This is a genomic window from Roseateles sp. GW821-FHT09H10 (assembly GCF_059415865.1).
Genome location: NZ_JBWKOB010000001.1, coordinates 905,204 through 922,243, shown reverse-complemented (window position 1 = coordinate 922,243; position 17,040 = coordinate 905,204). Strand labels below are relative to the sequence as shown.

Below are 17,040 nucleotides of genomic sequence, written 5' to 3'. Positions count from 1 at the left end.
CGTCCCCTCCCCATAGGAAGAAGCTTGCCCTCCTACCAGCCAGGAGATCAGATCGGCGTTTGCAGAATGGCAGCATGAAGCCGACCAGCATTGAGGGCAGAAAACGAACTAGATAGTCATTACAACCGTCACAACAGACCAACCATCAAGGCCTCAGAGAGGAACACTATGAAAGTCATCAAGAGACTGCTTGCAATCACGGCATTCGCATTCGCGTCTGTCTGCTCGGCCCAGATCACCTCCACGCAGGTATGGAATGGCCAGGTGGCCTACACCACCGGCGTTTCACCGGTCGCGCCTATTTCGTCTGCAGACAAGACGTACACCGTCTATGTGAAGACCGGCGGCTCCACCCCGCAGGACTCCTACACCGTGAGGCTGCAAACTTCGCCAGATGGCGGAGTGAGTTGGACGAATGTGATGGACAAGCAGATCTACATTCCAAAGACGGATCCCATCGGCGGGACCTACCAGATGAGCGTTGATGTCAAAACCACCAAGCTTCGGCTTCAGCTGTGGGGGGCGAACAGCAATGCCGTGTTTCCGGTGACGCTATCGGCATGGATCGTGAACTGAGCAATGCCCCGATTGCCTGCACCGCGGGCAATCGGGGCTGAGCATCACGGACTGCCTGCTCAAGGCTGTAGGCGGTCAACGATACCTGTGGCTGAAGCAGGACAAGTCGGCCTGTCTGCTCGTCCACGCCGCGGTCAGCCCGGCGCTCTTTGCCTGGCTGCTGTCGCTACACCCGACCGCGGCCGGACGTGCCTACGCCGCCTATGGCGGCGTCTACATCGCTGTGGCTATCCAGTGGCTATTGGCTGGTGGACAACGTGACTCCCACGACGAGCAACGGCCGTCGAGCATTTCAGGGCATGCGTGCCTGCAAGTCAGTTGCGCGGAAACTTCTCGCGCTTGAACGCCTCCCACTTCGCGTCGTCGGCCAGCTCGACGGCACCTTGCTTCAGCGCCTGTTCCTTGGCCTTGGAGTCAAAGTCTGCGCGGGCGATGTTGGCATAGCGGAAGCTGGTTCGTTCGTCGAGTTCACTCACTGTGACACGCGCTTCCCTCAGATCGGCTCCAAGGAACTCACAGCCTCGAAGGCTCACCTTGCTCAAGTTGGATTCGCGCAGATCACTGTGTGCAAATGACGCCTGCAAGAGGACCGATCCTTCAAAATTGGAGTGCTGCAAGTTTGCGCGGGCGAACGACGTGCTTTCTATCTGCGCCGCTCGCAGATCGGCGAACTGAAGATTGGTATCAGCGAAAGACGTGTTCTGCAGAAAGCTCCCGACGAGCACAAGCCTTTGCAGATCGGCTCGATCCAGATTTAGTCCATCGAGCCGCGCCTGACTCAGACTGAGCTCGCTTTGATAGACGGGTGTCTTGGTTTGCGACCCGAGCTTCTTGAGCCTTGCTCGCTCCAACTGCACAAACTCCAGAACCGCTTCTCCTCGAGTGCGAGGATTTGCTTTGGGGAGCAAGACTCCTTCCGGTCCAGGCTGTGTCTCGTACAGGACGCCGAAAATCTCCGTTCGTCGTCGAGATGCGTCCTGGTCTGCCTGCTGGTCGATCTGCACCTGAAGCTTCTGGTTCTGATCACGGAAAAACTCGTTCTGCTCGCCAATGAGCCGGGTCTGCCATATCAGCACCACAAGAGTCGCGATGGCAACGAAGCCACCCGTCGCGACCATCGCCGTGCCGGGTGTCAGGACACGCCAGATAACGGCGTTGCGAGCGGCCACGCGTCTGGGGTCGTCAACGGGCCATCGCTTTCTGTCGAAGTAGTTCTGCACTACTCGAACGATGCGATGCTCCTGCTCGATGAATCGAGCCTCGAGGTCTGGGGTCAGGACCAACTGAACCTCATCCTTCGCGTCAGCCGGATCCACTCCGGCAAGTTCGCCCCTCCCGTCGGACGCTCCCACAGGTTTCAAGTTGACCTCGCAACAGGAAAGCGCGAGTCCTGCAGGAGCACCGCGCCCCGAGCGTCGTTGATCGCGTTTGGGACCGCAGATACGAACACTATCGCCATTGCAGGCCCGTGCGTGAGGGATCGGTGGGGGCGCAGACCGGCTTCACGCGACACCCTGTCTCGCGCTTCCCGGTCGATCGATAGGCAATGCAGCTTGAGCCTGATGCGCGTCACCAGAGCTGAAGGCGGCGTCCGACAAACCCACCGCTAGCTCATTCTGAGTTTGAGGAAGAGCCTCTACTGCCTCTGCGTCAGCTCAATCGCCCACCGGTCAGGCTGGAAATCCCCAAGGGGGTCAGCTGGTGTTTCGGCGTAGGCACACTTCGGTCGTCGCGCTCCGAGCGGTGATGCGCGAAATCAGGTAATGCGCTTGCTAACCGCTTGTGACCCAAGCGTCTGGCTGCCGCCACGGCAACCGCGCCACCGACCAGAAGCAACCAAGCTGTCGGTAGCTCGGGAACCGGGACGAGCGGGATCTGCAGCACGGTGGTCGTTCCGGACGAGGCAAATGCCAAGCCGGTGGTGAAATGTTCGCCGAGCCCCTCGATGTCGTGCACGCGAACGCGGCTGCTGGCCGCCGGTAGCAAGAACTGCTCTGCCGCGACAACGGGAACGGCCACATCAATGAACGATTGGCTAACGGCGTCGTAGTACTCCACCCGATAGAGTTCGTCTCCAAAGCCTGCGGGCAGCGTGATAGCGGTGATGAATTGCCCGTTTAGGGCCTCATACTCGAATCCGGTGGCTGCTTCCGGGTCGATGTAGATGACCTGCCCGGCGTTAATCGTGAACGTGAACCCGACAGTTCCCGGGGGCCTTGTCACTGCTACCGTGGCGTTGGGCATGAGGGGGCTCGTCGGCGTGGCGCCTGGAGCAGGCATGATCGGCAAGCCTTCGATGTGAGCGAGCACCGAGTCGATCCAGCTCATGTACCCGGAGGTGCGGGTTGAGGTTGCTCTGTGACCGGGCCCTACCGTCCCGTTGCCTGGCACGGCGGATGAAGTTGCATTCACCGCAACCAGTTGCGTGCTACCCCCGATCACCATGAAGTTGCCACCGCCGCTATCGCCGCTGCTCGCAATGTACTCCGGGAAATTGCTCGGCAACGGAACACCGCGGTAGCTATAGCCACCCCACGAGTACTTGAAGACCCCGCGACCGTTCTCAAAGCTGTAAGAGTCGATGAGGTTCAGGCCAGCCCTCTTAATTCCGGTTGGCGTGTAGGTTGCACTACCCTCCCTACCACCAAGGCCGAACCCGGAAACGATCATGATTGGCGGATCCTGCAGCAGCTCGGAATTGCCGCGGTACATCGCGATGGGGGCAATCGTGCTCTCTACAGCAGAACGCAGCAGCGGGTCGCCAATTCGGAGGACGGCAAGATCTGGCCCATAGCCCACGTCCCCTGCCTGCCCGCTGCTGGCAAGATAGCCCGGATAGACGAAGGCGTTCAGAACGTCATACACGCGCCGAGGGGCGCTGGACGTCCCGCCAACCACAACCGAGGGCGCGAAGTAGTTGTCGAAGTTGCCGCCGAAGCCTACAGCCATCGGCGCCAGGTCCCTGACCTTCGTCACGCCGCCAACTAGGTCGGTGACACAATGCGCCGCCGTCAAGAGCGCGCTTGGAGAGATCAGTGTGCCGGAGCAGAAGGTTGGAGAGATTGGTCCAGCCAGCGCCGTGCCGAAAACGGTCTGCTCCGTCAGGCTCACTAGCGCGCCAACGCCATCGAATCGGGCCTGATTCCCCAATGCGGTGTAGCGGGAGTCGGCAGTCGAGGGGAGGTTTCTAGTCGCGCCGGCTTCCGCCATGTGTGGCGCCGAAAGCGCAGCGAGAACCGCCAAGGCCATGCGCACCATGCGATCTCTCCCAGAGGTTCGACAAGGCAGCGATGCTAGGCGCGCCTCGCGGCGATCGCCATCCACACTTCTGTGGAACGCGAGTGGCAGATAGGGGATGGACGGGCTGCTTCGCCGCGGAACGCTGACCGGCGGTCGCGACTGGAAGGCGAACAGCGGTCAATCGCGACGGTCGGCTTGTGGCCGAGGCTGAACCTTCGTGGCAAACAGCTCGACCGGCCGCAACCGCTATGGAGCCGACTTCCGCTTCAGGCTGGAAGCCGCCGTTGAGCGGTACCTGGTGAGAACCGCCGGTTGAAAGATCAACGCGCACCTCCCGAGGCACTGCCAAGACCGACAGAAGGGCTTTTGTCAGTGCGTCAGTAACGAATCTCTTCTCTGGCTAACCATCTCATGGGTGCGGAATCGCAGCTTTGACGGCATTGAGCGCGTCATTCAGCCACCCGAGCACGATGGGCAGCACCACAAGGATCGCAGCGAGCACCGCCCATCGCGACCAGCGCGCCGACCGGGCCACCCGCTCGGCCTCGGCGGCCTCGCGATCGTGCTCTTCGAGCCATAACTTGCCAAGCACGAGGCTGGCACCGCCAAGAACGGGCACGCCGACCATCTCACGCAGCTTGTCGATCCCGTTCTCACTCACCCAGTCCTCAACATCCCGGTACGAAACGAATTCCGCCATGGCATGCGCCCTCCGTGCCCGCAGAGTATGCAGCGTGAGTGCTGCCTGATCGGCTACATCAGCCTGACGAAAAGCCGCCCCCTGACAACAGCCGCTTCCGCTGCAAAGCAGCTCTCCGGTTTGACTGGCGCCTCTCAACATCTCCTCGGACGGCAGAAGGCGCCTGACTACCCTGCTGTTGCCCTAGGTCCGAGAGCTGAAGGGCCGCTGATGCGGCGCCAATCAGTTGTCTGCGCAAGAAGCCCACCGTCCGCCCCACCCATAACGCCGTGGCCACCGAGCGATCAAACCCCGCCGGATCGCACAGCAGCTCGCACTCCAGCCGCCCGAGGCGGTCGGCGGGTGGCGGCGGCGCCAGCAGCGCGCCATGGCCGGCGCCTGGCAATGCGGCGACCAGCTCGCAGCCCTGGCAGGCGGCCAGCACCGGCGCGCTGTGAAAGCGCGGCGCCAGCCAGCGGTCGCCGTCGGCGGTGATCAGGCCCAGCGGCACGCGTGGCCGCACCAGGGTGCTCATGTCGAAGTCCGCCGCGGCCGGGACGCCGGCGACGATGGCGGCCAGGCGGGGGTCGTGATGGGTCTGGGGCGCGTCGTCGCCACCAAACTTCCAGTTCAGCACGCGCTGGGCCAGCCAGAGCTTGAAGCCGTCCAGCGCGCCGCCGGTCAGGCCCGTGGCCAGGCCGACGCAGGCGTTGAAGTCGTCGGCCAGGTGCTGCTCGCAGGCGGCGCGGAAGCGCTCGGGCGACCAGGCGCCGCCGGCCAGGCTGAGCATGGTATGGCCGCCGGCGGACATGCCGAAGCCGCCGACGCGGTCCAGCTTCAGCGCGGCAAAGCGCGGGTCGGCGGCCACGCGGTCGATGGCGCGGCTGATCTCGGCGGGGCGCTGCTTCCAGCTCTCGGGGCCGGGGCGGCCGGGGTCGGTCCAGTTGTCGCCGCGGTGCAGGGGCAGCGCGACGGTGAAGCCGGCATCCACCAGGGCCTGGGCCAGCGCGCTGTGCACCCAGGGCCCGCCGCCCGAGCCGTGGGAGATGGCGATGAGGCGGCCGTTGCCGGCTGCCGGCGGCGCGTCGGGCGCCAGCATCCATTGCAGGTCGCCGCGGGTCTCGGGGCGGCCGGCGGCGGCAGTGGGATAGAACAGCGTGATTGCGCCGCCCTTGTCGTCGGCGGGCAGGGTCAGGGTGCCGACGGTGGCGGCATGAGCGGCCTGGGCGGAGATCGCCAGCGCCAGGCTGGCCAGCAGGGTTCGGATGAACATGGGAGGGCTCCTCGTGGGTTGAGAGGCCCTCAGGTTCGGCGGCCGGGGCGGCCGCGTCTGGCCGAAAGCTGCGCTTTGCAGGTTTCGGCGCTGGTTTGATGAAACGCCGAGGCGATTTCTAGGAATCGGCCAGCTTGTGCTGGCGGAACTCGGTGGGCGTGAGGCCGGTGTCGGCCTTGAAGGCGCGGTTGAAGGGGCCGATGGAGCCGAAGCCGACGTCCAGCGCGATGCTCAGCACGGGCAGCTGGCGCTCGGCCGGGTCGGCCAGGCGGCGCTTGGCCTCGGCCAGGCGCAGGCCGTTCACATAGGCATTGAAGTTGCGGTGGCCCAGGCCCTGGTTGATGACGCGGCGCAGCCGGTACTCGGGCGTGCCGAGCTGGTCGGCCAGGCCGGCCAGGCTCAGGCCCTCCTGCGCATACGCCCTGCCCTCGCCCATCAGCCGGGCCAGCGCGGTGGCGACGGCCTGGTCCTGCGGGTCGTCGGCGCGCGGCGCGGGCGGCGGGGCGGGCGCGGGAGCCTCGCCCCACAGGCCTTGGGCGCGCGGCGCCAGCAGCTGGCCGGCGATGACGGCGGTCAGGGTCAGCAGCATGGCCGCGTCGCCCAGGGCGGCGCCGTCGCTCAAGCTGCCGTCGGCCGAATGGATGCGCAGGCCCACCATGACCAGGGCATAGCCCGCACCGCCGCCCACGACGAGGCCGCGCAGCCGCCGGCGCGGCTCGATGAGGTCCACCCGCCAGGGCCCGATGACGGCGGCCAGGCCGAGCAGCGCAAAGACGATGGGGATGGCGCGCATCAGCACCCAGCCCTGCCACCAGGCGTGCCACTGGCAGACGCTGGCGCCGAACAGCGCGACAGCCGCCCACAGCGCGCCATGCCAGGGGCGCAGCTTGAAGCCGTCCTCGAAGACGGCGCGCGCGAACAGCCAGAACAGCACGGCCGAGCCCAGCGAGATGCCGACGCCGGGCGCCTGCGGCTGGCAGGCGAGCTGGCGCTCGACCCAGGGCGAGGCCGACAGGGTCTGCACGATGAGGGAGGTGCACAGCGCGATGCCGACGCGCACCAGGTCGGCCAGGCGGGCATGCCGCCGATGCGGCCACAGCGCGACGATGACGAGGGCCAGCAGCGCGATCAGCGCGCCACGCAGCCCGGCGTCAATGAGCCCCATGCAGCAGCTGGGACACCGCGAAGGCCGCGCCCAGGCCGATGGCCAGCCAGGCCACTTGGGCAAAGGTCTCGCGCCAGGCCAGGCGCTGCTGCAGCTGGGGCAGCAGGTCGGCCACCGAGATGTAGATGAAGCTGCTGGAGGCCAGCACCAGCAGATAGGGCAGCACGCCGTCGAAGCTGCCGATCAGGAAATAGCCCAGCACGCCGCCGACGACCGAGGCCATGCCGGAGATGGCGTTGAACAGCAGCGCCTTGCCGCGCGACAGGCCGGCGTTGAGCAGCACGATGTAGTCGCCGACTTCCTGCGGAATCTCGTGGCAGACGATGGCGACGGAGGTGGCCACGCCCAGGCGGAAGTCGGCCAGGAAGGCGGCCGCGATGATGGCGCCGTCGCAGAAGTTGTGGATGCTGTCGCCCACCAGCACGGTCAGGCCGCCACGTCCGGCCTGCTCGGCGTCGAAGTGGTGATGGTGGTGGTGGCCGTCGTCTTCGTGGTGGTGGGTGTGGCGGTAGAGCTCGACCTTCTCCAGCAGCCAGAAAAACAGCAAGCCGCCCAGCAGCACGGCGAACAGGGTCTGGGGTGCGGCGGTGCGGCTCTCGAAGGCCTCGGGCAGCACGTTCAGCAGCGATGTGCCCAGCAAGATGCCGGCCGACAGGCTGACGAGGCTCTTCACGAGGCGGGTCAGCACGCCGACGGTCAGGCTCGCCGCGACGAGCACCGACAGCAGGCCGCCCGCGAAGGTGGCGAGCACGATATAGAGAAGGGTCATGGGATCAGGCAAAAGCAACGGGCCACAGCCATGGACTGCGGCCCGAACCCGGTCAGCGTAGCAGAGGCGTCAAGCGACGCCGTTTTTCTTGAACCAGCTGAGGCAACGCGACCAGGCGTCGTCGGCCGCCGCCTTGCGGTAGCTGGGGCGGTAGTCGGCATAGAAGGCGTGCGGCGTGTCGGGGTAGACGACGAACTCGCATTTGGTGTTGCCGGCGGCCTTCAGCGCGGCTTCGAGCTGGGTGAGCGTGTCGACCGGGATGCCGCCGTCGGCCGCGCCGTACAGGGCCAGCACCGGCGCCTTGATGCTGGCGGCGCGCTCGATGATGGTCTTGTCGCCGGGGTTGTAGTTGCGGGCCACCGGGCCGTACCAGGCGGCGGCCGCGGTCAGCTTGGGGTTGTGGGCGGCGTAGGACCAGGTGGTGCGGCCGCCCCAGCAGAAACCGGTGATGGCGAGCTTGGACGTGTCGCCGCCGTTGGCCGCGGCCCACGCGACGGTGGCGTCCAGGTCGCCGTTGACCTGAGCATCGGCCGCCTTGGAGACGACCTCGCTGATGAGCTTGGGGATGTCGGTGTAGGCGCCGGCCTTGCCATGGCGCACGAAGAGCTCGGGCGCAATGGCCAGATAGCCCAGCTTGGCAAAGCGGCGGCAGACGTCGGCGATGTGCTCGTGCACGCCGAAGATCTCGCTGGCCACCAGCACGACGGGCAGGTTCTTCTTGCCCTCCGGCTTGGCACGGTAGGCCGGCATCTGCAGATCGCCGACGGGGATGTCGACGATGCCGGCGTCCAGGCCGAGCGTGTCGGTCGTGATGGTCTGGGCCGTCACCGGCAGCACGGCGGCCGCGAAGCCGCTGCCCACCGTCGTCTGCACAAAGCTGCGGCGGCTGAAGTCGCGGGACGGCGCGAGGCTGTCGATCTCGTCTTTCAACATGGGGGCTCCTGGCTTGGGGGGTTACAGAGGGGCGTCAAATTTTGCCCCGACAATCCGCCGCCATGACGACGCGCCCCGAATCAGCCGGCCAGATCTGGGCCTCCATCGACATCGGCTCCAACAGCTTCCGCCTGGAGCTGGCTCGCCTGGCGGGCGAACGCTATCAGCGCGTCAGCTACATCAAGGAGAGCGTGCGCCTGGGCGCCGGCCTGGATGACGAGGGCATGCTGACCGAAGAGGCCATGCAGCGCGGCCTGAACTGCCTGAAGGGCTTTGGCGAGCAGCTCGTGGGCATCGCGCCCGAGCGCATCCGCGCCGTCGCCACCCAGACGCTGCGCGAGGCCCGCAACCGCAACGCCTTCCTGGCCCGCGCCCAGGCCGTGCTGGGCCATCCCATCGAGGTGATTGCCGGCCGCGAGGAGGCCCGGCTGATCTTTGCCGGCGTGGCCCGCCTGCAGCCCTCGGACAAGCCCCGCCTGGTCATCGACATCGGCGGCCGCTCCACCGAGATGATCCTGGGCCGCGGCCGCAAGCCGCTGCTGGCCGAGTCCTTCGGCGTCGGCAGCGTGGGCCTGTCGGTGCGTTTCTTTGCCGATGGCCGCTACACGGCCGAGGCCTTCCGCGCCGCCCAGGTGGCTGCGGGCGCCGAGCTGGAAGAAGCGCTGACGCTGTTCCGCCCCGAGCTGTGGAAGGAGGCCCTGGGCTCTTCCGGCACCGTGGGCGCGGTGTCGCAGATCCTCGCGGCCAGCGGCAAGACCGATGGCCGCATCACGCCGGCCGCGCTGCGCTGGTGCGTCGAGCAATGCCTGCAGGCCGGCTCGCAGGACAAGCTGCAGATGCCGGGGCTGAAGGACGACCGCCGCCCCGTCGTCGCCGGCGGCCTGTGCATCCTCTACACGCTGCTGACCCAGTTCGGCATCGAGGAGCTGCTGCCCACCAAGGGCGCGCTGCGCCAGGGCGTCATCTTCGACCTGGTCGAGCGCCTGCAGCCCAGCGGCGCCAGCGACCCGCGGGCCGATTCGGTCAGCGAGCTGCAGCAGCGCTTTGCCGTGGACGTGGCCCAGGCCGAGCGCGTGGCCAGCCAGGCCGAGCTGCTCTACCGCCAGCTCACGCCCAAGCCGGCGCCCGAGCTGCTGCGCGAGCTGGGCTGGGCGGCGGCCCTGCACGAGGTGGGCATGCTGGTGTCCCACCACGACCACCACCGCCACAGCGCCTATGTCATCGCCCATGTGGACGCGGCCGGCTTCTCGACCAACCAGCTGCAGCGCCTGTCGGGCCTGGCCCTCGGCCAGCGTGGCGGCCTGCGCAAGCTGGAAGCGCAGCTGAGCGACGCCAGCCTGCTGGACCAGCTCATCGCGCTGCGTCTGGCCGTCATCCTCTGCCATGCCCGCTCGCCGATGGCCCTGGCAACGCCCAGGCTCGAGCGCGAAGGCGGGCGGCTGAGCCTGCAGCTGCCCAAGAGCTGGTCGGGCGAGCAGGCCCGCACCCGCTTCCTGCTGAAGGAGGAAGCCGAGGCCTGGGGCAAGTCCGGCCTGCTGGAGCTGGCCATCGCCTGAGCATCCTGGGGATGTCGAGCCGGGGCCGGGCCAAGGACACTGCTGCCAAGGCCTGACAGCACCATCGGTGAGCATGTGGGCCTTGCCCACCCCAGGAGACACCCCTCATGCTGAAGACCTACACCGGCAGCTGTCATTGCAAGGCCGTGCGCTTCGAGGTCGACCTCGACCTTGCTGCCGGCACCGGCCGCTGCAACTGCTCCATCTGCTTCAAGACGCGCAACTGGAGCGCCAGCGTCAAGCCCGACGCCTTCCGCCTGCTGGCCGGAGAAGACGCGCAGAGCGACTACCAGTTCGGCTCCAACAGCATCCACAACCTGTTCTGCAAGACCTGCGGCGTGCGCTCCTACGGCCACGGCTATCTGGAGCAGATCGGCGGCGCCTTCGTGTCGGTCAAGCTCAATGCCCTGGACGATGTGCCGCAGGAGGAACTGGTCGCCGCACCCATCCAGTATTTCGACGGCCTGCACAACAACTGGTGGAACAAGCCCGAGGAAACTCGGCACCTCTAGAGCGCGTCGGGACCCTGTACCGCGTGCAGGGCCACCTCGGGCTCGCCGTCGCGCTGGCGCCAGCTGAGCCTGCAGGTGCCCAAGAGCTGGTCTGCCGAGCAGGCGCGCACACGCTACCTGCTGAAGAGGCCGAGGCCTGGGGGCGCAGCGGCGTGACCGAACTGGTGGTGGCATGAAGCCACCCGGCCTCGCCGTCGGGCCGTGATGTCGCTCCCCCGGACCGAGCCGGATCCGGTGGCGAGTCAACCTAAGATCACGCATCACATCTTCAATGTCTGCCTGGGAGGGCAAATGGCAAAGACCTGGTTGCGGCGCAGTGTGCTGGCTTGCGGCGTTCTGCTGGCGATACCGGCCTCGGCACAAAGTATCGACGCCGCGAAACTGTCCTCTGTCGGCGTGTTTTCGCTGTTGGGCGACAGCGTGCAGGCGAGCTGGGCGGAGGACAAGCCGACCGGCACGCGCCTGGATCGCAACGGCGGCCAGAACCTGGATTTCAAGGGCATCAGCTTCGACCTCATCGCGCTGCGTGCCAGCGATGCTGCACTCAAGCGTGGCAATCCGCGAGTCCAGACCAGCCTCTACCGGGCGCCGCAGGAACTCAGCCCCGCACAGCAACGCGCGCTGTCCGAAGGCGCGGCCAAGGCCGAACTGCCGACCTGGATGGTGGCCACGATCAACAAGGACAAGCTCGACCATCTCCTCATCATCACTCGCCAGCGCGGCACGATCTCGGCCGACACCGCCGACAGCACAGCCATCGGCCGGGGCGCCGTGGAAGGCATCGGCTTCTACCTGGACACGCTCTACACCATGCGCAACCAGACCACAGGTGCCCTGTCGAGCGGGCTGATCGCGCCGTATGCGCAGATCCGCTACCAGCTGATGGAGGTCAAGAGCGGCGACATCGTCGCGCAGTACGACGTGCGCGAGTCCTTCGCCTATGCGTCACGCGAGGTGCAGGGCTCGCTTGACCCGTGGATGTTCATGTCCAACGAGGAGAAGGTCCTCGCACTGCGCGGCCTGGTGGAGACGGGCACCGAGCGCGCCCTGCAGAACCTGCTGGCCGCCAAGCGCTGACGCGGCGCCGTTCCTACAGCGCGTCCGGCCCCTGCACCGCGTGCAGGGTCACTTCCGGCTCGCCATCACGCTGGCGCCAGCGCAGCCACCAGACGGCGCCCTTCTTGACCGCCCAGTCCTGGTCCACGCCGGCCAGCAGATGGGCCGCGAACTGGCCCAGCCACGGCTGGTGGCCGCAGATCAAGACGGGCTCGCTGGACTTGGGCCAACGGCAAGCCTCGATCAGCGCCGAGATGGGCGCATCGGGTGCAATCGACGGCACGATGCGCACCTCACGCCCCAGGGCCTCGGCCGTCTGGCGGCAGCGCAGGGCGGGGCTGACCAGCACGCGTGTCGTCGCGGCCAGTCGGTGGTTGAGCCAGGCCGCCATGCGACGGGCCTGGCGCTCGCCCTTGGGCGTCAGCGCGCGCTGCAGATCGTCCTGGCCAGCGGCGGCAATCTCGGCTTCGGCGTGACGCCACAGGATGAGGTCCATGTTCAGCTGCCTTCCGAATAACGCCGCATCAGGGCCTGCTGGGCGCTGACGCCGCTGTCGCTGATGCGCACCGAGCGGCCGTCGGGGCCGAGCTGCCAAGCGTCCATGGTGTCATGCAGATAGGGCTGCAGCGCCTCGTCGATGACGCGCTGGCGCAGGCGGGCGTCCTGCACCGGCCAGGCCACCTCGATGCGACGGAACATGTTGCGGCTCATCCAGTCGGCGCTGGACAGGAAAAGCGCTTCGCCAGGGTCGGCCTCGGTGGCTTCGGCCCAGCGGAAATACAGCACCCGCGTGTGCTCCAGGAAGCGGCCGACGACGGAGCGCACGACGATGTTGTCGCTGACGCCCGGCAGGCCCGGCGGCAGCATGCAGGCGCCGCGCACGATGAGGTCGACCTTGGCGCCGGCCTTGGCCGCGCGCAGCAGGCCGTGGATGAGTTCGGCATCGGTCAGCGCGTTGATCTTCACGACGATGCGCGCACCCTTGTAGCCGGCCAGGGCCGCGGCCTCCACCTGGGCCAGCAGCTCCAGCATGCGGCTGTGCATGTTGAAGGGCGCCAGCAGCATGCTGCGCAGTGCCTTGAACTTGCCCAGCGACGCGAGCTGGCGGAACACCGAGTCGGCATCGGCCGTCAGGTCGGCGTCGGCCGTCAGCAGGCCGAGGTCGGTGTACAGGCGCGCCGTCTTGGGGTTGTAGTTGCCGGTCGAGATGTGGCCATAGCGGCGCAACTTGCCGCTCTCGCGCCGCGTGATCAACAGCAGCTTGGCGTGGGTCTTGTAGCCGACGATGCCGTACACGACCTGGGCGCCGACGGCCTCCAGCCGTTCGGCCCAATTGATATTGGCCTCCTCGTCGAAGCGCGCCTTCAGCTCCACGACGGCCATGACCTCCTTGCCGCGCCGCGCCGCCTCGATGAGCAGGTCCATCAGCTCCGACTTGGCGCCGGTGCGGTAGATGGTCTGCTTGATGGCCAGCACATCAGGGTCGAGCACCGCCTCGCGCAGCATCTGCACGACGGGATCGAAGCTCTCGAAGGGATGATGCAGCAGCACATCGCCCTTCTTCAGCTTCTCGAAGATGGACTTGTGGCGCGGCAGCCGCCCCGTCGGCCAGGCCGGCTCGAAGGGCTTGAAGCGCAAAGCCGGCGCATCGGTCAGGTCGATGAGCTCGTTCAGCCGCACCAGGTTGACCGGGCCGTTGACGCGGTACAGCGCCGCATTCGGCAGGCCGAACTGCTCGAGCAGGAACTCCGACAGCTCGGCCGGGCAGGTGTTGACGACCTCCAGCCGCACGGCTCGGCCGAAGTGGCGCGTCGTCAGGCCCGAGCGCAGCGCGTGGCGCAGGTTGGCGATCTCCTCCTCGTCGACTTCGAGGTCGGAGTCGCGCGTGACGCGGAACTGCGAGAAGGCCTCGACCTTGCGCCCCGGGAAGAGCTCTTCCAGATGGGCGCGGATGACGCTGGTCAGCAGCACGAAGGCCTGGCGGCCGTCGCTGAGGTTGGCCGGCAGCTTGATGACCCGCGGCAGCACGCGCGGCACCTTGACGATGGCGATGCGGTTGTCGCGGCCGAAGGCATCCTTGCCCGACAGGCGCGCGATGAAGTGCAGCGACTTGTTGGCCACCTGCGGGAAGGGGTGGGCCGGGTCCAGGCCCACCGGCACCAGCAGCGGCTTCACCTCGCGCTCGAAATACTTGGCCACCCACTGGCGCTGCGGTGCGTCCCGGTCGGCGTGGTTGAGGATGACGATGCGCTGCTTCTGCAGCAGCGGCATCAGTTGCTCGTTGAAGATCAGGTATTGCTCGTCGATCAGCGTGTGGGCGGCACGGCCGACACGGTCGACATCCTGGCCCGTCACCGTGCTGAGCGGATCGCGGATCGCCTCCAGCATGTCGGCGAAGCGCACCTCGAAGAATTCGTCCAGGTTGCTGGACACGATGCAGACATAGCGCAGCCGCTCCAGCAGGGGCACGTCCTCACGCTGGGCCTGGGCGAGTACGCGCCGGTTGAATTCGAGGATGGCCTGTTCGCGGTTGAGGAGCTTCAGCGGAGTCGGGTCGGTCATGAAGAAAAGTGTATGAAGCTTGTGTGACAAACGCTTGAAATGACCCCGGGATAATCCTGTCCCATGCATCTGATGATTCCTCATGCCAGCGCACTGGACGACGCCGCGCGGCATGCCTTCTCCAGCCTGGCCCTGCCCAACCTGGTTGCGCAACTGGCCCGGTTGAGCCCCGCCGAGACCTGGGGCAGCGACGAGTACTCGGCCCAGCCACCTCACCACCTGGCCCTGGCGGCCCTGCGTGGCCAGGCCGAACCCAGCGCGGCCGCCTGGGCCGTCGATGCCGATGCGGAGCTCTGCTGGGCCTTGATGACACCCGTGCATCTCGCCGTGGGGACGGACGGCGTCGACGTGCTGCCGCCTGCCGCCGTGCGGCTTTCCGAATCCGACGCCGCCCGCTTTGCCGCCCTGCTGCGCGAGCAGCTCTGGCCCGAGTCCGAGGGCTGGCAATGGCGGCTGCTGGACGCCCATCGCTGGGCCATCGCCCACGCCACCGCCCTGGACGGCTTGAGCGCCGCCAGCATCGAGCGCGCCGCCGGCCGGCCCATCGAGCCCTGGCTGCCCCAGGCCCGCACGCTGCGCCGCTGGCAGAACGAGGCGCAGATGCTGCTGCACGGCCATGCGCTGAACGAGGAACGCGAGGCGCGCGGCGAGCATGCGATCAACTCCGTGTGGATCGGCGACATTGGGCGGTCCAACGGGCACAAGGCCGACGTGGTGGTCGACGCCCGCCTGACCGAGCCGCTGCTGAATGGCGACCTCGCCGCCTGGGCCGAGGCCTGGCAGCGCCTGGATGCCGGCCCGCTGTCCCAAGAGCTGAGCGGCCTGACGCTGTGCGGCGAACGCTTCGCCCGCCGCTTCACGGCCCAGCCGCTGTCCTTCTTCGACAAGCTCAAGCGCCGCTTTCAAACGCCCGACGTGGCCACCGTGATGGAGTCGCTGTGAACTCGCCCAAGCTGATCGAGCGCGACGTGCCGCCGCGCACGGCCTGGGCGCTGGAGCAGGCCGGCGTCACGCCGCTGCTGGCCCGCCTGCTGGCCGCGCGCGGCGTGCGCGAAGCCACGGAGCTGGACGAGAACCTCAACCAACTGCTGCCGCCCACCGGCCCGAATGGACTCAAGGGCCTGACCGAAGCCGCCAAGCTGCTGGCCGATGCCATCCAGTCCGGCGAGCGCATGGTCATCGTGGCCGACTACGACTGCGATGGCGCCACCGCCTGCGCCGTCATGCTGCGCGGCCTGCGCCAGCTCGGCGCCCAGCCCGAACAGCTCGGCTACGTCGTGCCCGACCGCGCGGTGCACGGCTATGGCCTGACGCCGACCATCGTCGACCTCGCCCAGGCCCAGCAGCCCGCCCTGCTGGTGACCGTGGACAACGGCATCGCCAGCCTCGCCGGCGTGGCCCATGCGCGGGCGCTGGGCATCAAGGTGCTGGTGACCGACCACCACCTGCCGGCCCAGGTCGACGATGCCATCGTCGTTCCCGAGGCCGAGGCCATCGTCAACCCCAACCAGCCCGGCTGCACCTTTGCGAGCAAATCCCTCGCCGGCGTCGGCGTGGCCTTCTATGTGCTGCTGGGCCTGCGCGCCGAGCTGCGCGCACGCGGCGCCCTGCCCTCGCCCGAGCCGCGCCTGGACGGGCTGCTGGACCTGGTGGCCCTGGGCACGGTGGCCGACGTCGTCAAGCTCGACGCCAACAACCGCCGCCTCGTGGCCCAAGGCCTCAAGCGCATGCGTGCCGGCCGCGCCCAGCCGGGCGTCATGGCCCTGTTCAGCGCCGCCAAGCGCGATGCGTCAAAGGCCCAGGGCTTCGACCTCGGCTTCGCCCTCGGCCCGCGCATCAATGCGGCCGGACGGCTGTCCGACATGACGCTGGGCATTGAAGCGCTGACCACCGACGACCCCGAGCGCGCGATGCAGCTGGCCACCCAGCTCGACACCATCAACCGCGAGCGTCGCGAGATCGAGAGCGGCATGCGCGAGATGGCGGAGGCGCGGCTGGATGCGCTGGTCGAAGCTCTCTCGGGCGCCCTGCCCCCGGCCGTGGCCCTGTTCGATGCCGACTTCCACGAAGGCGTCGTCGGCATCGTCGCCTCGCGCATCAAGGACCGCGTGCACCGCCCGACCTTCGTCTTCGCCCGCGGCGCCGACGGCCATCTGAAAGGCTCGGGCCGCTCCATCCCGGGCTTCCATCTGCGCGACGCGCTGGACCTGGTCAGCAAGCGCGAGCCCGATCTGCTGGCCAAGTTCGGTGGCCATGCGATGGCGGCCGGCGCGACGCTGGCGGTGGACGATGTGCAGCGCTTTGCCCTCGCCTTCGCCCGCGTCGCCGAAGAGTGGCTGACCGAGCAGGACCTGACCCGCACCCTGCGCCACGACGGTGCCCTTGCGCCCGAGGCCGCCACGGCCGAGACCGCGCGCCTGCTGGACGCCCAGGTCTGGGGCCAGGGCTTCGAGGCGCCCCTCTTCTGCGACCGCTTCGAGCTGATCTCGCAGCGCCTGGTGGGCGAGAAGCATCTCAAGCTGAGACTGCGCCGCGCCGGCCAGCTCATCGACGGCATCTGGTTCAACCACGTCGACATGCTGCCCGAGCGCGTCACGCTGGCCTACCGGCTCAGCCTCGACGAATGGCAGGGCCAGCAGCGCGTGCAATACGTGATTGAAGCCGCGCAGGCGTGAAGGAGTTGGCAGGGCCCGGCGCCCTGACTTCCCAAGTCACCTGA

15 protein-coding genes and 1 pseudogene are annotated in these 17,040 nt (G+C 67.5%); 7 read left to right on the top strand and 9 right to left on the bottom strand.

The window, feature by feature from the left end:
* The first annotated feature begins 168 nt into the window (after window positions 1-168).
* Complete coding sequence (locus AC07OY_RS04210) at window positions 169-576, top strand: hypothetical protein (RefSeq protein WP_495041272.1); 408 nt, start codon at window positions 169-171, stop codon at window positions 574-576.
* Between the two features lie 82 nt (window positions 577-658).
* Window positions 659-845, top strand: a pseudogene (locus AC07OY_RS04205) (YnfA family protein); the annotation flags it as partial.
* A 45-nt stretch (window positions 846-890) separates the two neighbouring features.
* Here the strand turns inward: AC07OY_RS04205 and AC07OY_RS04200 are convergent.
* From AC07OY_RS04200 to AC07OY_RS04170, 7 genes are all read right to left on the bottom strand, one after another.
* Window positions 891-1,859 carry a pentapeptide repeat-containing protein gene (locus tag AC07OY_RS04200; RefSeq protein WP_495041271.1) on the bottom strand — a complete coding sequence of 323 codons (969 nt, stop codon included), beginning with the start codon at window positions 1,857-1,859 and terminating at the stop codon, window positions 891-893.
* Between the two features lie 367 nt (window positions 1,860-2,226).
* Window positions 2,227-3,834, bottom strand: coding sequence for a trypsin-like serine protease (locus AC07OY_RS04195; RefSeq protein WP_495041270.1), 1,608 nt, complete (start codon window positions 3,832-3,834; stop codon window positions 2,227-2,229).
* 391 nt (window positions 3,835-4,225) lie between these two features.
* Window positions 4,226-4,516: a hypothetical protein gene (locus tag AC07OY_RS04190; protein WP_495041269.1), complete on the bottom strand. Its 291-nt coding sequence runs from the start codon at window positions 4,514-4,516 to the stop codon at window positions 4,226-4,228.
* Between the two features lie 58 nt (window positions 4,517-4,574).
* Complete coding sequence (locus tag AC07OY_RS04185) at window positions 4,575-5,768, bottom strand: alpha/beta hydrolase family protein (protein WP_495041268.1); 1,194 nt, start codon at window positions 5,766-5,768, stop codon at window positions 4,575-4,577.
* A gap of 118 nt (window positions 5,769-5,886) precedes the next feature.
* The gene (locus AC07OY_RS04180; RefSeq protein WP_495041267.1) at window positions 5,887-6,933 is read right to left on the bottom strand and encodes a helix-turn-helix domain-containing protein; all 1,047 of its coding nucleotides are present in this window, start codon (window positions 6,931-6,933) and stop codon (window positions 5,887-5,889) included.
* A complete protein-coding gene (locus tag AC07OY_RS04175; protein ID WP_495041266.1) occupies window positions 6,920-7,702 on the bottom strand; it encodes a ZIP family metal transporter in 783 nt (260 codons plus the stop codon). Before AC07OY_RS04175 ends, AC07OY_RS04180 begins: the two co-directional genes overlap by 14 nt.
* A gap of 69 nt (window positions 7,703-7,771) precedes the next feature.
* Entirely contained in the window at window positions 7,772-8,635 is an 864-nt protein-coding gene (locus tag AC07OY_RS04170) for a dienelactone hydrolase family protein (RefSeq protein WP_495041265.1), read from the bottom strand.
* A gap of 62 nt (window positions 8,636-8,697) precedes the next feature.
* Between AC07OY_RS04170 and AC07OY_RS04165 the strand changes: the two genes are divergently transcribed.
* The 3 genes from AC07OY_RS04165 (at window position 8,698) to AC07OY_RS04155 (ending at window position 11,780) form a co-directional block, all read left to right on the top strand.
* Window positions 8,698-10,191 (top strand): Ppx/GppA phosphatase family protein, encoded by a 1,494-nt coding sequence (locus tag AC07OY_RS04165; protein WP_495041264.1) that lies wholly within the window; start codon window positions 8,698-8,700, stop codon window positions 10,189-10,191.
* 107 nt (window positions 10,192-10,298) lie between these two features.
* Complete coding sequence (locus AC07OY_RS04160) at window positions 10,299-10,703, top strand: GFA family protein (protein ID WP_495041263.1); 405 nt, start codon at window positions 10,299-10,301, stop codon at window positions 10,701-10,703.
* Window positions 10,704-11,099: 396 nt separating this feature from the next.
* The gene (locus tag AC07OY_RS04155; protein ID WP_495041262.1) at window positions 11,100-11,780 is read left to right on the top strand and encodes a hypothetical protein; all 681 of its coding nucleotides are present in this window, start codon (window positions 11,100-11,102) and stop codon (window positions 11,778-11,780) included.
* 13 nt (window positions 11,781-11,793) lie between these two features.
* Here the strand turns inward: AC07OY_RS04155 and sixA are convergent, their stop codons facing one another.
* Window positions 11,794-12,255, bottom strand: coding sequence for a phosphohistidine phosphatase SixA (gene sixA / locus AC07OY_RS04150; protein ID WP_495041261.1), 462 nt, complete (start codon window positions 12,253-12,255; stop codon window positions 11,794-11,796).
* Window positions 12,256-12,257: 2 nt separating this feature from the next.
* The gene (gene ppk1 / locus AC07OY_RS04145) at window positions 12,258-14,321 is read right to left on the bottom strand and encodes a polyphosphate kinase 1 (protein ID WP_495041260.1); all 2,064 of its coding nucleotides are present in this window, start codon (window positions 14,319-14,321) and stop codon (window positions 12,258-12,260) included.
* A gap of 63 nt (window positions 14,322-14,384) precedes the next feature.
* Here ppk1 and AC07OY_RS04140 point away from each other — a divergent pair, with 63 nt between their 5' ends.
* Entirely contained in the window at window positions 14,385-15,263 is an 879-nt protein-coding gene (locus AC07OY_RS04140; RefSeq protein WP_495041259.1) for a hypothetical protein, read from the top strand.
* A complete protein-coding gene (gene recJ / locus AC07OY_RS04135; protein ID WP_495041258.1) occupies window positions 15,260-16,996 on the top strand; it encodes a single-stranded-DNA-specific exonuclease RecJ in 1,737 nt (578 codons plus the stop codon). Before AC07OY_RS04140 ends, recJ begins: the two co-directional genes overlap by 4 nt.
* Window positions 16,997-17,040 lie beyond the last annotated feature (44 nt).

Excerpts from the sequence above, each read along its gene's own strand:
- AC07OY_RS04210 (WP_495041272.1), top strand. The coding sequence starts at position 169 with ATGAAAGTCATCAAGAGACTGCTTGCAATCACGGCATTCGCATTCGCG.
- AC07OY_RS04195 (WP_495041270.1), bottom strand. The coding sequence starts at position 3,834 with ATGGTGCGCATGGCCTTGGCGGTTCTCGCTGCGCTTTCGGCGCCACAC.
- AC07OY_RS04190 (WP_495041269.1), bottom strand. The coding sequence starts at position 4,516 with ATGGCGGAATTCGTTTCGTACCGGGATGTTGAGGACTGGGTGAGTGAG.
- AC07OY_RS04185 (WP_495041268.1), bottom strand. The coding sequence starts at position 5,768 with ATGTTCATCCGAACCCTGCTGGCCAGCCTGGCGCTGGCGATCTCCGCC.
- AC07OY_RS04180 (WP_495041267.1), bottom strand. The coding sequence starts at position 6,933 with ATGGGGCTCATTGACGCCGGGCTGCGTGGCGCGCTGATCGCGCTGCTG.
- AC07OY_RS04175 (WP_495041266.1), bottom strand. The coding sequence starts at position 7,702 with ATGACCCTTCTCTATATCGTGCTCGCCACCTTCGCGGGCGGCCTGCTG.
- AC07OY_RS04170 (WP_495041265.1), bottom strand. The coding sequence starts at position 8,635 with ATGTTGAAAGACGAGATCGACAGCCTCGCGCCGTCCCGCGACTTCAGC.
- AC07OY_RS04165 (WP_495041264.1), top strand. The coding sequence starts at position 8,698 with ATGACGACGCGCCCCGAATCAGCCGGCCAGATCTGGGCCTCCATCGAC.
- AC07OY_RS04160 (WP_495041263.1), top strand. The coding sequence starts at position 10,299 with ATGCTGAAGACCTACACCGGCAGCTGTCATTGCAAGGCCGTGCGCTTC.
- sixA (WP_495041261.1), bottom strand. The coding sequence starts at position 12,255 with ATGGACCTCATCCTGTGGCGTCACGCCGAAGCCGAGATTGCCGCCGCT.
- ppk1 (WP_495041260.1), bottom strand. The coding sequence starts at position 14,321 with ATGACCGACCCGACTCCGCTGAAGCTCCTCAACCGCGAACAGGCCATC.
- AC07OY_RS04140 (WP_495041259.1), top strand. The coding sequence starts at position 14,385 with ATGCATCTGATGATTCCTCATGCCAGCGCACTGGACGACGCCGCGCGG.